At 72.5% G+C, this 14,747-nt stretch carries 13 protein-coding genes, 1 other RNA gene and 2 pseudogenes; 14 read left to right on the top strand and 2 right to left on the bottom strand.

What is annotated here, in order from left to right:
• Positions 1–5 precede the first annotated feature (5 nt).
• Positions 6–100: signal recognition particle sRNA small type (gene ffs / locus BM051_RS09720), an RNA gene on the top strand.
• Positions 101–774: 674 nt separating this feature from the next.
• Entirely contained in the window at positions 775–2,883 is a 2,109-nt protein-coding gene (locus BM051_RS09715) for a DNA polymerase III subunit gamma and tau (RefSeq protein WP_092529768.1), read from the top strand.
• Positions 2,884–3,556: 673 nt separating this feature from the next.
• Here BM051_RS09715 and BM051_RS09710 read toward each other — a convergent pair.
• A complete protein-coding gene (locus BM051_RS09710) occupies positions 3,557–4,351 on the bottom strand; it encodes an N-acetylmuramoyl-L-alanine amidase (protein WP_092529767.1) in 795 nt (264 codons plus the stop codon).
• 90 nt (positions 4,352–4,441) lie between these two features.
• On the opposite strand from BM051_RS09710, the gene BM051_RS09705 reads away from it, so the two are divergent.
• On the top strand, positions 4,442–4,801 hold the full coding sequence (locus BM051_RS09705) for a YbaB/EbfC family nucleoid-associated protein (RefSeq protein ID WP_092529766.1): 360 nt from the start codon (positions 4,442–4,444) through the stop codon (positions 4,799–4,801).
• Positions 4,802–4,804: 3 nt separating this feature from the next.
• On the top strand, positions 4,805–5,401 hold the full coding sequence (gene recR, locus BM051_RS09700; RefSeq protein ID WP_092529765.1) for a recombination mediator RecR: 597 nt from the start codon (positions 4,805–4,807) through the stop codon (positions 5,399–5,401).
• Positions 5,402–5,417: 16 nt separating this feature from the next.
• On the opposite strand, the gene BM051_RS30485 is transcribed toward recR, so the two are convergent.
• Positions 5,418–5,759 (bottom strand): hypothetical protein, encoded by a 342-nt coding sequence (locus tag BM051_RS30485; protein WP_092529764.1) that lies wholly within the window; start codon positions 5,757–5,759, stop codon positions 5,418–5,420.
• 233 nt (positions 5,760–5,992) lie between these two features.
• On the opposite strand from BM051_RS30485, the gene BM051_RS30480 reads away from it, so the two are divergent.
• The 10 genes and pseudogenes from BM051_RS30480 (at position 5,993) to BM051_RS09655 (ending at position 14,741) form a co-directional block, all read left to right on the top strand.
• Positions 5,993–6,415, top strand: a complete 423-nt coding sequence (locus BM051_RS30480; protein ID WP_092529763.1) for a hypothetical protein — start codon at positions 5,993–5,995, stop codon at positions 6,413–6,415.
• A complete protein-coding gene (locus tag BM051_RS29755; protein ID WP_092529762.1) occupies positions 6,412–7,071 on the top strand; it encodes a hypothetical protein in 660 nt (219 codons plus the stop codon). The genes BM051_RS30480 and BM051_RS29755 overlap by 4 nt, the downstream gene beginning before the upstream one ends.
• A 407-nt stretch (positions 7,072–7,478) precedes the next feature.
• Positions 7,479–7,745 carry a hypothetical protein gene (locus BM051_RS29750; protein ID WP_243859910.1) on the top strand — a complete coding sequence of 89 codons (267 nt, stop codon included), beginning with the start codon at positions 7,479–7,481 and terminating at the stop codon, positions 7,743–7,745.
• Positions 7,742–9,691, top strand: a complete 1,950-nt coding sequence (locus tag BM051_RS09680; RefSeq protein ID WP_092530335.1) for a DUF6541 family protein — start codon at positions 7,742–7,744, stop codon at positions 9,689–9,691. Before BM051_RS29750 ends, BM051_RS09680 begins: the two co-directional genes overlap by 4 nt.
• 18 nt (positions 9,692–9,709) lie before the next feature.
• Positions 9,710–9,975: pseudogene (locus BM051_RS09675) on the top strand (hypothetical protein); the annotation flags it as partial.
• 94 nt (positions 9,976–10,069) lie between these two features.
• A pseudogene (locus BM051_RS28390) lies at positions 10,070–10,204 on the top strand (DUF2304 domain-containing protein); the annotation flags it as partial.
• Between the two features lie 72 nt (positions 10,205–10,276).
• Positions 10,277–10,852: a uridine kinase family protein gene (locus BM051_RS09670; protein ID WP_243859909.1), complete on the top strand. Its 576-nt coding sequence runs from the start codon at positions 10,277–10,279 to the stop codon at positions 10,850–10,852.
• Between the two features lie 197 nt (positions 10,853–11,049).
• Complete coding sequence (locus BM051_RS09665; RefSeq protein WP_092529760.1) at positions 11,050–12,729, top strand: ABC transporter substrate-binding protein; 1,680 nt, start codon at positions 11,050–11,052, stop codon at positions 12,727–12,729.
• 81 nt (positions 12,730–12,810) lie between these two features.
• Positions 12,811–13,815 carry an ABC transporter permease gene (locus BM051_RS09660; RefSeq protein WP_092529759.1) on the top strand — a complete coding sequence of 335 codons (1,005 nt, stop codon included), beginning with the start codon at positions 12,811–12,813 and terminating at the stop codon, positions 13,813–13,815.
• A complete protein-coding gene (locus BM051_RS09655; protein WP_424923320.1) occupies positions 13,812–14,741 on the top strand; it encodes an ABC transporter permease in 930 nt (309 codons plus the stop codon). The genes BM051_RS09660 and BM051_RS09655 overlap by 4 nt, the downstream gene beginning before the upstream one ends.
• The last annotated feature ends 6 nt before the right edge of the window (positions 14,742–14,747 follow it).

Genomic DNA, 14,747 nt, shown 5'->3' with positions numbered 1-14,747 from the left:
TGGCCCCCGGACCCCGCGCGGCGTCCACCCTGTGAACCTCCCCAGGGCCGGAAGGCAGCAAGGATAAGCAGGCTCTGACGGGTGCGCGGGGTCCCCATTCCGCCTGTTCGTTGGCCTGACGGCCACCTTCCCGGTGACGTGTCCGCAGTGGGGGGCCGAGCCCCCCACACCCCCCACGGTGCGAGCTCCTCGCCTTGGGCGAGCGCTGGTGACGTTGATCGTGAACCAGCATCACGCGGGGTTCCACGTCTTCTTGTCGCTTCGCTCGCTGGCGCTCGTTCGCGACGTGCCGCCCGTCGGGTGGCTGGGCACGTGATCTTCGTTCGGGACCGCGAAACCTGCGTTCGGGACGATGAGTTCCGCATTAAGGCGGGGCGGCATTTCTTGATCGCTTTGCTCGCTGCGCTCGCTCGCTGGTACCACCTGCGGGGTGGGTTGGGCGCGCTGGGCACGTTTCGTGGTGTGTCACCTTCGGTGTTGGTCGCCTTGGTTCTCCCCCGTCCCCTTCGTCCTTGCCGGCTTTGGCGGGGTGGGGCTCGGGTCCAGGGTGAGCGAAGCGAATCGCGCAGCGACGCCGAAGGCGCCCTTGAGGCGAGCCCCACCCCGTCAGACACTGCCGGCCCCAGAAGGGGAAAGGGACGGTGCACCCCGCCCACCCCCCGGGGGCGCCGAGCAAGGCCCCAAGTCGAGGACCCCACGCGCCGCCACCTGGAAGCGGAGCGGGCGCGGGAACGCGGGCGGGTGGGTGTCGGGGTGGGCCGGTAGTCTCGCGGCGTGGCACTCGCGCTGTACCGAAAGTACCGTCCGGCGACCTTCGCCGAGGTCGTCGGGCAGGAGCACGTGACCGAACCGCTGCGCACGGCGCTCGCCGCGCGGCGGATCAACCATGCCTACCTGTTCTCCGGCCCGCGGGGCTGCGGCAAGACGTCCAGCGCGCGGATCATGGCCCGCTCGCTCAACTGCGTCGAGGGCCCCACCCCCGACCCGTGCGGCACGTGCGACTCCTGCCGGGCGCTCGCCCCCGAGGGGCCGGGCAGCGTCGACGTCACCGAACTCGACGCGGCCAGCCACGGCGGCGTCGACGACGCCAGGGAGCTGCGCGACCGCGCCTTCTACGCGCCGGCCGAGTCCCGCTACCGCGTCTTCATCATCGACGAGGCGCACATGGTCACCACGCAGGGCTTCAACGCCCTGCTCAAGATCGTCGAAGAGCCGCCGGAACACCTGATCTTCATCTTCGCCACGACCGAGCCGGACAAGGTGCTGCCCACCATCCGCTCGCGCACCCACCACTACCCGTTCCGGCTGATCCCGCCCAAGGCCATGCGGGAGCTGCTGGAGCGCAACGTGGCGGCGGAGGACATCCCGGTCGAGCCCGCGGTCTACCCGCTGGTGATCCGCGCGGGCGGCGGCTCGGCGCGGGACACCCAGTCGGTCCTCGACCAACTGCTCGCCGGCGCCGGCCCGGAGGGCGTCACCTACCAGCGGGCCGTCGCGCTGCTCGGGGTCACCGACGTCACCCTCATCGACGACATGATCGACGGTCTCGCCGCCGACGACGCCGGCGCGGTGTTCGGCACCGTCGAGCGGCTCGCCGAGGCCGGGCACGACCCGCGGCGGTTCGCCACCGACCTGCTCGACCGGCTGCGCGACCTGGTGCTGCTCCGCTCGGTGCCGGACGCCGGCCGGCTGGGCCTCGTCGCCGTGCCGGACGAGGAGCTGGACCGGATGGTCGAGCAGGCTCGCCGGATCGGGCCGGCGACACTCACCCGGTACGCCGAGATCGTGCACAACGGGCTGCTCGAGATGCGCGGCGCCACCGCGCCCCGGCTGCTGCTCGAGCTGCTGTGCGCGCGGATGCTGCTGCCCTCGGCGGCCGAGGACGAGGCCGCGCTGCTGCAGCGGGTCGAGCGGCTGGAGCGCCGGGTCACCGCCGGTGGCGGTGCGGCGCCGGCGGCCCAGGACGGCGCGCCGAGTCCGGCAGGTGCGCCGCGCAGCTTCGAGCGGCCCTCCCAGCGCCGCGAGGCTCCGTCCGGCCCCGAGCCCGCGGGTCAGGAGACGCCAGGTCCGGACAAGCCGGGACCGGGGACACCGCGTGCGGAGGCAGCGCGTGCGGCGACGGGGTCGGAGCCGGCGCCCCCGGTCAGCGCGCCGGCGGAGCGTCCCGCGCGGCCGGCGCCGGACCCCGGAACCGACCACGAGCAGCCGGCCCCCGCCGAGCAGCCCGCGTCGACGGGTGGCGGGTTGGACGCCACCGAGATCCGCCGGGTCTGGCCGGACCTGCTGCGCAAGGTCGGCGAGCGGCACAAGCCGACGCTGGTGCTGCTGCAGAACGCGACGCTGCACGACGTGGATGGCGAGACGCTGGTGCTGTCCATGCCCACCGCGCCGCTGATGCGCCAGCTCGACCAGGAGTCCCGCACGCGGCACATCGTCGACGCGATACACGACCTGTTCGGCGGCAGCTGGCAGGTGCGCTGCGTGCACGGCGGTGGGGCGGCTGGGCAGGCCACGGCCCGCCCGACGTCGCCGCGACCCTCCAGCGGCCCGCGGAGCGCGCCCCGCCAGGAACCGCCCCGGGACGACGCCCGGCGGGAGGCCCCGCGGCGGGAGGATCCGCGCCGGGAGCCGCCACGGCAGCAGCAGCCACAGCAGCAGGCGCAGCGAACGGCGCCCCCCGCCCGGCGCCCGGCGCCGGCGCAGGGGGAGCCGGACATCCCGCTGCCCCCCGAGCCGGAGGACGACGAGGACCTGCACGCCGCTGGCTGGGCGGACGACCCCGACGGCGGTGGCCCTGCGCCCGTGCCCTCCACCGCGGAGGATCCGGACGAGACCGCGCACCGCCTGCTGTCCGAGCACCTGGGCGCCCGCCCGCTGGACTGACCCCGACGTGGGCGCTCCACGCTCCGAAGCACCCGGGAGTAGCCGGCGCTCGTCACCGCAGGAGTCGCTGGACGACGCCGCGCTGCCCGCGTTCTGTCCGCTGTGGACATGAGCCCGGTGCGACCGGCGCAGCACTGTGCAGCCCAGCGCAGGCTGACGCAGGCCAGTGCGGTGTGGGCCTGGTGCAGTTCGGCGGGGCGCGGTGCAGCCCAGCGCAGACTGGCGCAGCCCAGTGCGGTGTGGTGCGGGCCTGGTGTAGTTCGGCAGAGCGTGGTGTAGCCCGGTTGAGCTCAGCGGGAAGTGGTGCAGCCCGGTGGGGCGCCGTGCAGCCCGGCGAGGCCCGGTGCAGCACGGTGCAGCCTGGTGCGGAAGGTGCGGATCATCCAGGCGTATAGGCGGCCGGCCGTCGTCGGGGACCAGTGCCAGCTGTTGATGTGCACCTTCCGATCCCGCGCCAGTTGTCCACATCCCCCATTAGTGATCCACAGATTTCCGCGCTCCCCTTCCGTGGCCCCTGTCCTGGGTAGGCTGGAAGCGGGGCCGGCCCCCAGGAGCGGGTGGGGGATGGGGTAAGGCGAACTCGCGGCGTTTTCGGCGTTTTCCCACCTTTGCGGCGTTTCGGGCGTTTTTTCGGGGTGTTCTTCGAGGGGCGGGGCCGGGTGCTGAGTCCGGGTCAGCGGTCCAGGTAGGCGGCGATGCCGGTGGTGATCGCCTCGGCGTAGCGTTGTCGGCCCGCCGCGGACGACATCGCCGCCGCCTCCGCCGGGTCGCGCATGTTCCCGCACTCCACCAGCACCGCCGGGCGGGTGGACAGGTTCAGCCCGGCCAGGTCGTCCCGCGCCGCCAGGCCGCGCTCGCCCAGGTAGCCGGCCACCGCCAGCCCGGCGTCGCGCATCCCGTCCCGCACCGCCCTGGCCAGCCGCAGCGCCGGCTCGCCCTGCGCGTCGTTCAGCGGCGGGGCCGAGTACGCGACGTGGAAGCCATGCGCCCCGGCCGCGCGGGAGCCGTCGGCGTGGATCGACACCACCGCGTCGGCCCCCGCGGCGTTCCCGATCCGCGCCCGCTCGTCGACGCATGGCCCCACGCCCTCGTCGTCCGTGCGGGTGTAGGCCACCCGCACGCCCCGCGCGGTGAGCAGCTCACCGACCCGCCGCGCCACGTCGAAGGTGAACGCGTGCTCGGCATACCCGGCGTCGGTGGACGTGCCGGTGGTGTTGCATGCCTTGGTCCGCCCGCGCCCCGCCGGCACCGGGCGGTTGATCTCCCCGGGATGCCGCGCGTTGCCGCCGTTGTGCCCGGGATCCAGCACGACCAGCGGCGCCGCCCGCTCCGGCACGGTGGACGGAGGAACCGACGGGGACAGCGCCGGCGCGGAGGACGTGGCCGGGGACGGCACGACCGCCGCTCCGGTCGACTCCGGGGCGGCCGAGCAGGCCGCCACCAGGCAGCCGGCCGCCGCGACCAGCATCGCGAGACGTCGCACGCCGACACGGTGCCACACCGGCAGCCGCTAGGCTGGAGGCACGTGCCAACCAGTTCGAGGATCGGAAGCCGAATCATGGTGCAACCCGGCGGTGGAATGCCCGACATGCAGCAGATCCTGCAGCAGGCGCAGAAGATGCAGGAGCAACTGCTCGCGGCACAGCAGGAGCTCGCCGAGACCGAGGTGACCGGCAGCGCCGGCGGTGGGCTGGTCACCGCGACCGTGTCTGGCGGGCTCGAGCTGAAGAGCCTGGCGATCGATCCCAAGGTGGTCGACCCCGAGGACACCGAGACGCTGGCCGACCTGGTGGTCGCGGCGGTGCGGGACGCCACGGCGAGCGCGCAGAAGCTCACCGAGGAGAAGCTCGGCCCGCTCGCCGGCGGGCTCGGTGGCGGTATGCCCGACCTCGGCGGGCTCGGACTCCCCGGGCAGTAGCAGTTGTACGAAGGTGTCGTCCAGGACCTGATCGACGAGCTCGGCCGACTGCCCGGTGTCGGACCGAAGAGCGCCCAGCGGATCGCGTTCCACCTGCTGGCCGCCGACCCCGCCGACCTCTCCCGGCTGCAGGAGATCCTCGGCAAGGTCAAGGAGGGCGTGCAGTTCTGCGAGGTCTGCGGCAACGTCTCCGAGCAGGTGCGCTGCCGGATCTGCCGGGACGCCCGGCGGGACCCCTCGGTGCTCTGCGTCGTCGAGGAACCCAAGGACGTGCTGGCCGTCGAGCGCACCCGCGAGTTCCGCGGCCGCTACCACGTGCTCGGCGGCGCGCTCGACCCGCTCTCCGGCGTGGGACCCGAACAGCTACGGATGCGCGAGCTGCTGGCCAGGATCGGCGCGGAGGAGGTCACCGAGGTGATCATCGCGACCGACCCGAACACCGAGGGCGAGGCCACCGCCACCTACCTGGTGCGCATGCTGCGCGACTTCCCCGGCCTCACGGTGACCCGGCTCGCCTCCGGCCTGCCGATGGGCGGCGACCTGGAGTTCGCCGACGAGCTCACCCTCGGCCGCGCCCTCTCCGGTCGCCGGGCCCTCTGAACACCCCTCGGAGCACTCAGCAGTAGCCGAGCTGGGCGAGGGTGTCGACGACGGCCCTCGTCGGGTGGAAGCGGTCCAACAAGGACTCACCGCGCCGGGTCGGGAAGGTGCCCAGGAACTCCGCCAGCGTGTCCCGGCGCAGCCCGGCGAGCACCATCGAATGGCCGAGCTGGTCGCGCGACTCGGTGCGCTCGCGGTGGATCGCGCACGGCAGGCCGAGGCCCGCCGCGCCGGTCTCGCCAAGGCGGCCGGCGACCAGATGCTGCTGGACAGCCGGGTCATCGTGCACCCGGACGCGCTGGTGTTCCTGCGTGAGCAGCTCACCACCCACCTCGAGCGCCGGGTGTGGAACGGGCACGTCGAGGTCGCCTCGGCCGGCAACCCGTACGCCGGGTTCCTCGCCGGAATGGTCACGGTGCCGTGGCGCCGCTACATCGCCGATCCGCGGCCGATGTCCTACGACATCACCGACTTCGACCACTACCCCAAGGGCACCGGCTTCTTCTGCGCGCCCCGAGAGCTGCTCGACGGCGCGGTGGCCGCTTCGCCTCGCTGTTCGACGATCTCCGGCTGGCCGGCGACGACACCCGCATGCTCCGCTGGATCGCCGAGCGCGAGCGGATCCACCTGGCGCCGGCGTTCGCCGCGATCTACCACGGCCGGGACACCCTGCGGAAGTTCCTCGCCCAGTCCTACTTCCGCGGCACCACCTACGTGGACTCCTACCTGGGCGCGCCGGGGCCGGCGCGCACGGCGCTGTTCGCCGCACTCGGCGCCGGCGCCGGTGGCCTCGCGCTGCTGGTTCGGCGGCCGAGGACCGCCGTGGCGCTGGGTGCGGCCGGCGCGGCGACGGCCGGCGCGGTGGTGCGCCGGTGCGGGGCCAGCGGACCGGAGGCCCGCGCGGTGGCGACCCTGCTGCCGCTGTTCGCGGCCGGGTTCGGCGCGGGCCTGCTGCGTGGGCTGGCCCTCGCGCTGCGGGCGCGGCTGCCGGGACAGCGCCGAGCGGACCGGTGAACCGGCACGGGCTGCGGTGCTGGGATGGCCGGCGGGACCGCGGCGCGGGCCGGGGTGATGGCCAGGGCGAAGTCGCCGCGCCGGGGGTCGGGTGGGCGGTGGGCACGGTGGGGATCGCCATCGCCGCCGGGTCGCTGCTCGGCTACGCGCTGACCGTCGCGGTCGGCCGGCTGCTCAGCCCGGCCGAGTTCGCGGTGTTCCTCACCTTCTGGGGAGTCCTCTTCGGACTCGGCAGCACGCTGTCTCCGCTGGAGCAGGAGGCGTCCCGGCTGGCGGCCGTGGCGCGGGAGCGGGGCACCGCTGCCGACCGGACCGTGCTCCGCACGCTCGCCGCCGGGGCCGGCGTGGTCGCCGTGGCCGCCGCGGTGACGCTGCTGCCCGCGGTACGGGAGCGCCTCTTCCCGGGGTATCCGGCGCTCGCCGTCGTGGTGCTCGGCGCCGCCGTCGCCTTCGCCGCGCAGTTCGTCGTGCGCGGGCTGCTGGTGGGCCCGCACGAGGTCGGCCGGGTACGCGTGGCTGGTCGTGCTCGAGGCCGCGGTGCGACCCGCGCTGGTCGTCGTGGTCGTGCTGGCCGGGCTCACCGGGATGCTCCCGCTGGCGCTCACCGTCGCCGCCGGCTCGTTCGCCTGGCTGGCATTCATCCCGGGAATGAATAGACATGTCGACAGAAGTCGCCCGGGGAACCGTGCGGGGTGGTGGGCCGCAGGGTGCTGACGCTGATGCTCGGTGCCGCGCTCACCGCGAGCGTCGTCACCGGCTACCCGGCGCTGGTCAGTCTGCTGGCGCCGGGCGGGAACGCCGACCGACTGGGCGCGCTCTTCGCCGCGCTGACCGTCGGTAGGATTCCGTTGCTGATGCTCGGTGCGGTGCAGGCGCTGGCCGTGCCGGCAGTGGTGCGGCTCTCCGGCGACGAGGCCGGGCGGCAGCGGTTGCGCCGGTTGCTCGGCGTGGGCACGGTCGCCGCGCTCACCCTCGCCGCCGTGGGTGCGCTGGCCGGGCTGCTGGTCGGCCCCTGGCTGGTCCGGCTGCTCTACGGCCGGGCTACCAGGTGGACGGCCCGGCGGTGGCCGGGCTCGTCTGGTCGTCGGTGGTGCTGGCGACGGTCCAGCTGCTGGGCGCGGTGCTGGTGGCCAGGGTGCAGGCCCGGCGGGTGCTCGTCACATGGGCGGTGGTCGCGGCGACCACCGCGCTGGCGCTCGCGTTCGGGCCCGGGGATACCGTGCTGCGTGCGGTGCTCGGCCTGGTGCTCGGGCCGACCACCGGGCTCGCGGTCGCGCTCACGTTCGTCGCCCGACGCGCGTCGGTGCGGGAGAGGTTGGTTTCACGATGAACGTCCTGCTGGTCCTCCTCGCGTTCTGGCTGCCAGGGCTCGCGGTGGGCGCGGCGATCCGGCTGCGCGGCTGGACGCTGGCCGCGGCGGCGCCGGCGCTCACCTTCGGCGTCGTCGCCGTCGGCACGATCGTGCTGGGCCGGCTCGGCATCACCTGGAACCTCGTCAACGTCGCGATGTGGGCGGCGCTGGTCGCGCTCGTCCTGGCGGCCGGCTCGCTGCTGCTCGCCCGCCGCTGGCCGCCCCGCGCCGAAGCCGGGACCGAGACCGAGACCGAGATCACTGTCGAGCGGCGCCGCCCGCCGCGCGACCACCTGCTGATCGCCGGCGGTGTCGTGGTCGGCATGGCCGTCGGCGTGACGGCGTTCCTGCGCGGCGTCGGCGGGCTCGCCAAGATCATCCAGGAGTGGGACGCGCCGTTCCACGCCAACGCCGTCCGCTGGATCCACGAGCACGGCTCCGCGCTGCCGTCGGTGCTCGGCCCGATCGCCAACCAGGCGGACAACCCGAACTACTTCTACCCGGACACCTACCACGCGCTCCTGGCCACGCTGTTCGGCACGGCCGGCCTCGACGCGCCGCGGCTGCTCAACATCGCGGCGCTGGCCACGGTCCTCGCCTGGCCGCTCGGCATCGCCGCGCTCACCGCGGCGTGGCGGATGCCGACCCTCGCGGTCGCCGGCGCCGCCGCGGTGTCCACGTGGTTCACCGCCTTCCCGTTCGACCCGCTCACCCGCGGTCCACTGTGGCCGTACGCGGCCGGGGTCGCGCTGATCCCCGCGGTGCTGGCGGTCGCCCGGCACCTGGTCACCCCGCGCGGTCCCGCCGGCCCGCTCGGCGTCGCGCTCGGCGTGACCGGGTTGGTGGGCCTGCACACCAGCCTCGGGTTCGTCATCGCCGCCTACTTCCTGCTGATCCTGGTGGCCGTGCTGGTGGGCTGGGAGCGGATCGACTGGCGGCGCAGCGCGCCGAGCCTGGTCGGCACGGCCGTGCTGGGCGTGGTGCTCGCCCTTCCCGTGGTGTTGCCCGCGCTGAGCAGCGCCGAGGACGTCACGGCGTCGATCTGGCACTCGGAGGCCAGCCCGGCCGGCGGCTTCGGGCAGATGCTCACCTTCTCGCCGATGCACGGCTTCCCGCAGTGGTGGGTCGGCCTTCCCGCGCTCGCCGGGATCTTCCTGCTGGTCAAGCAGCGCAGGATGATGTGGATGGTCGGGGCGTTTCTGCTGTTCGGCGGCCTGTTCGCGGCGACGGTGTCGCTGGAGACGCCGCTGATCCACACACTCACCGGGCCGTTCTACAACGACCACTGGCGGATCGCGGCGCTGGTGCCGCTGTCCGGCGCGGTCGCCTTCGGCCAGTTCCTGTCCTCGGCGTCGGACGGAGTGGCGGGCAAGCTCGGGGCGTGGCGGCCGCGGTGGCGGAGCCCGCTGGTGCCGGTCGCCGTCGCCGTGGTCATCGGCCTGGTGCTCGGACTGATCAGCAAGGGCGGCTACATCGGTCGCAACGCCGGCCGGCTCGCCAGTATCTACACCGAGGGACCGACGGTGACGAAGGGCGAGCGGGAGGCGTACGAGTGGCTCGGGGCGCACACCGTGCCGGGCGAGCGGGTGATGAACGACCTCGGTGACGGCTCGGTCTGGATGTACGCGCTCGCCGGGGTTCACCCGGTCGAGTGGACCTTCTACGGCAGCCCGGAGGGCAGCACGCCGTTCTTCCTCACCGGCCATCTGAACCAGGCCGACAGCAACCCCGCGGTCCGCGAGGCACTGGCCGATCTCGGCGTGCGGTACGTGGTGCTCGGCAACGGCTACGTCCGCAAGTACTTCAAGCGGGTGTCCGGCCTGACCGACCTCGGCACTACCGAGAGTTTTCAAGAAGTTTTCCGTAACCAGGATGCGGTGATCTACCGGTACGAAGGTGTGAACGAGCCAGTCAACGGCCGATGAGTCGTTAGGGACAGCTGCGTGCGGCTGTTCGCCACGACCCACCCGGCCGAGTATCTCGGCGACACCGTGGAGTCCTGGTGGCCGCTCTCCGTGCCGGGTTGACCGTGCGCGAGGTGCCGGTGGTGATGTGGCAGCGGGCGTCGGGCCGGCCGAGCCAGTCCCCGCTGCGGGCCGCGGCGTACCTGGGGCGCGCCGGGCTGGCCCTGCTGCTGGCCCTGCTCCGGCGCCGCCCCTCGGCCGACGCCGTGGAGCCGGAGTGGCTCACCCGGCACGCCGCGGCGTAGGACGGGACCGGCTCGGGCAACGCACCCGGCGACCGCCGCGCGGCACGGGGTTCGGCGACGACAGCGACGACAACGTGGAGGAGGGCCGACAGGCGTGGCCTGTTGGCAGGCGCTCAGCATCGTGATCGCCGGTGTCGTGCTGCTCGTCGTGGTCGAGATGCTGCGGCGGCGCAAGCTGCGCGAGAAGTACGCCGGCATGCGGCTGGTCGTCGCGCTCGGCGTCCCCGTGTCGTCCTGACCCTTCCGATGCTGCCTTCCGGCTCGCGAACGCCCCGCCGGGCCCGCCCTACGCTGGTCCCTCGTGGACACCGTCGGGATCGTCGCCGCCGTGCTCGCCGCGCCGCCCCGGCTCGGTCGGGTCCGGCTGCTCGCGGTCGACGGCCCGTCCGGCGCGGGCAAGTCCACCCTCGCCGTGGCCGTGGTCGCCGGGTTGCGTGCCAGGGGTCGCCGGGTCGGTCTCGTGCCCACCGACCACTTCGCCACCTGGGACGACCCGGTGAGCTGGTGGCCCCGGCTGGACGACGGGGTGCTCCGGCCGCTGGCCGAGGGGCGACCCGGCCGCTACCGGCGGATGGACTGGAGCACCGGCCGACCGCGGCTCGGCTCCGAGGTGGTGGTTCCCGTGCCGGACGTGCTGGTGGTGGAGGGGGTGTCGGCGGGCCGTGCCTCGGTCCGCCCGCTGCTGTCGGTGCTGTGCTGGGTGCCGGGCCCGGACCCGGCCACCCGGCTGGCCAGGGCGGTCGCCAGGGAGGGGGAGGCGGCGCGGGCGCACCTGGTGGCGTGGCAGCGGTTCGAGCGGGGCTGGTTCGCGGTCGACGACCCGGAGCCGGCTGCCATTACTCCGAACGGCGCACCCTTCGCGTCCACCGCGGAGTGACGGCGGAAAATCTTCTACGTTCCGTCACCGTTTGCCGACTCTTTGCGGTGACGAGGGCGTGCACGTAGCGCGATCGTAACCTGGCGTGCTTAAGTGACACGCCGTCAGCCGCTAGTGTCGGCGCTCACACGCGGCAACGTCCGCACGCGGGGAGACGACCCGCGAACCGAACTGATCACATCTCAAGGGGTGCCAACATGCTCCACAAGCGGGTGGCCCGAGCGCGCCGCATCGCCCTGACCGGGCTTGCCGGCGCGCTCGCGGTCTCGATGACCGCCTGCGCCTCCGAGCGCGGGCAGGACCCGGCCGGCGAGGGCCAGACCGGCGGGACGTTGGTCTTCGGTGCGGCCGGCGACCCGAAGAACTTCGACCCGATCTTCAACGACGACGGCGAGACGTTCCGGGTCGTCCGGCAGATCTACGACACCCTCATCACCTACAAGCCCGGCACCGCCGAGCTGGAGCCCGGCCTCGCCGAGAAGTGGGAGGCGAGCAACGAGGGCAGGACCTGGACGTTCACCCTGCGGCAGGGTGTGAAGTTCCACGACGGCACCCCGTTCGACGCCGAGGCCGTCTGCTTCAACTTCGACCGCTGGCACAACATGAAGGGCGCCGCCGCGCAGAGCCAGATGATCTACTACGGCGACATCTTCGAGGGCTTCGCCAGCAACGAGGGTGACATCAGCGGCGACCCGCTGTACGCCTCCTGTGAGGCCAAGGACGAGCACACCGCCGTGCTGAACCTGACCCGGCCGAAGGGCGCCTTTCCCGACGCGTTCGGGCTGACCTCGCTGTCGATGTCCAGCCCGACGGCGCTGCAGAAGTACAACGCCGACGAGGTCACCCAGAGCGGAGACTCGTTCAGCTACCCGGCCTACGCCAACGAGCACCCGACCGGCACCGGCGCCTTCAAGTTCGAGAGCTTCGACCGCGCCGCCGGCACCATCACGCTCGTTCGTAACGACGAGTACTGGGGCCAGAAGGCCAAGCTGGACAAGCTGATCTTCCGGGTGATCAAGGACGAGAACGCCCGCAAGCAGGAGCTGATCAGCGGCACCATCGACGGCTACGACTACCCGAACCCGGCGGACTACCAGACGTTGCGCGACGCCGGCGCCCAGGTGCTGGTCCGGCCGATCAACAACATCCTGTACCTCGGGATCAACCAGGCGAACAACCCGAAGCTTCAGGACGTGCGGGTGCGCAAGGCCCTCGATCACGCGATCAACAAGGAGCTGCTGGCGCAGAACAAGATGCCGGAGGGCGCCAAGGCGCGCGACCAGTTCGTGCCCGAGGAGATGAACGGCTACACCAACGCCGTGGAGAAGCACGAGTACGACCCGGACAAGGCGCGGCAGCTGCTGGCCGAGGCCGGCGCGGAGAACCTGACGCTGAACTTCTACGTGCCCACCGAGGTCACCCGGCCGTACATGCCCAACCCGCCGGAGATCGCCGGCGCGGTGTCCGACGACCTCAAGGCGGTCGGGATCAACGTGCAGATGGTGCAGCGGCCGTGGAACGGCGGCTACAAGGACGACGTGCAGAAGCTCGGCAAGCACGACATCCACCTGCTCGGCTGGACCGGTGACTACGGTGACCCCGGGAACTTCATCGGCACGTTCTTCGGCCGGGAGAAGGCGGAGTTCGGGTTCGACAACCCGGAGATCTTCAACGCGCTGAACGCGGCCGACGCCAAGGTCACCGACCAGGCGGCCAAGACCGCGGCCTACGAGCGGGCGGCCGTGCTGATCTCGCAGTACGTCCCGGCCGTGCCGCTGACCTCGTCGCCGCCGGCGATCGCGGTCAAGGCCAACGTCCACGGACTGGTGCCGAGCCCGCTGACCGACGAGCGATTCAACACGGTCAGCAAGGGCTGACCGGCTCGGCCGAGCACGGGTGGCAGCACGCGGGACGACCCGCGTGCTGCCACCGCCGTGCGACCGGGTGGAGAAACCTTCATGCTGCGATTCATCGTCCGTCGGTTGCTACAAGCGATACCGACGCTGTTCGTACTGTCCATCCTGGTCTTCGCCTGGCTGCGCTCGCTGCCCGGCGGCCCGGCCGGGGCGATGCTCGGTGACAAGGCGACCCCGGAGAAGATCGCCGAGCTCAACGCCGTGCTCGGGCTCGACCAGCCCATCTTCGTCCAGTACTTCAAGTTCCTCGGCCGGGTGCTCACCGGTGACTTCGGCAACTCGCTGGTCACCGGCTATCCGGTGCTCCAGGAGATCGGTGACGCGCTCCCGGTGACCATCGAGCTCGGCCTCTTGGCGCTGTTCCTCGCGGTGGCCATCGGCATCCCGATGGGCTACCTCGCCGCCCGCCACCATGGCCGGTTCCTGGACAACGCGACCGTGGTGAGCACCCTGGTCGGCGTGGCCGTCCCGGTGTTCGTGACCGGGTTCGTGTTGAAGTACTTCTTCGCCGAGAAGCTGGCCGTCCTGCCCCCGTCGGGGCGGCAGGACGTGCTGATCGACGCCACCAGCGTGACCGGGTTCGCGATCCTGGACGGGTTGCTGACCGCGGAGTTCGACGCCTCGGTGGACGCGCTCGAGCACCTGATCCTGCCGGCGATCGCGTTGGCCAGCATCCCGTTCGCGGTGATCGTGCGGATCACCCGGGCCTCGGTGCTCGACGTGGTGCAGGAGGACTTCGTCCGCACGGCCAACTCCAAGGGCCTGACCACCCCGGTGATCCGCCGCCGGCACGTGTTGCGCAACGCGCTGCTGCCGGTGGCCACCACGATCGGGCTGCAGACCGGCCTGCTGCTGGCCGGCGCGGTGCTGACCGAGAAGGTGTTCGTGCTGCGCGGGCTCGGCTTCCTGCTCGCCGAGGGCATCGAGCGCCGCGACTACCCGCGGCTGCAGGCGCTGATCCTGCTCGCCGCGGTGGTGTACGTGCTGGTCAACCTGCTGGTCGACATCTCGTACGCCATCATCGATCCGAGGGTGAGGGTGCGATGAGCCTGCCGACGTTGAGCCGACGCAAGGCCGAGCGCATCGACGAGCTCGCCGAGCGCGGCACCAGCCTCGCCGCCGACGCCGTCCGCAGGATGGCCCGCAACCCGGTGGCCATCCTGGGCGCGGCGATCGTCGCGCTGTTCGTGCTGCTGGCCATCCTGGCGCCGTGGCTGGCCCCGAAGGACCCTTCGATTCCGTACCCGGAGCTGCGGGAGAACCTCACCCCGTCGACCATTCCGGGGCCGATGCCCGGGTTCATCCTGGGCAGTGACCAGAACGGGTTCGACTTCTTCTCCCGACTGCTGGTCGGGGCGCAGCAGACCCTGATCGTCGGGGTGTTCGCCACCCTGATCGGCGTCAGCATCGGCATGGTCATCGGTGGGCTCGCCGGCGCGCTCGGCGGCTGGGTCGACACCCTGCTGATGCGGCTCACCGACATCATGCTGTCGGTGCCGTCGCTGCTGCTGGCGATCTCCATCGCGGCGCTGTTCTCCCAGGGCAGCCAGTGGACGGTGATCTTCGCCGTCGCGATGGTCGGGGTGCCGATCTTCGCCAGGCTGCTGCGCGGTGCGATGCTCGCCCAGCGTTCCAGTGACCACGTGCTCGCCGCGACCGCGCTCGGTGTGAAGCGGCGGACCATCGTGTTCCGACACATGCTGCCCAACTCGGTCGGGCCGGTGATCGTCCAGGCCACGCTGACCCTGGCCACGGCGATCATCGACGCGGCCGCGCTGTCGTTCCTCGGCCTCGGCGACCCGGACCCCCGGCGTGCGGAGTGGGGCCTGATGCTCGGCAACGCGCAGCGGTACCTGAGCGTCAAGCCGGAGCTGGCGTTCTACCCGGCCGTCGCGATCATCATCGTCGCGCTGGGCTTCACCCTGCTCGGCGAGTCGATGCGCGAGTCCCTCGATCCGAAGAACAGGCGGTGAGCGGCA

Source organism: Amycolatopsis arida (assembly GCF_900115565.1).
GTDB lineage: Bacteria > Actinomycetota > Actinomycetes > Mycobacteriales > Pseudonocardiaceae > Yuhushiella > Yuhushiella arida.
Note: the sequence above shows the minus strand (reverse complement) of the source record. Positions and strands in the feature narration are given on the sequence as shown.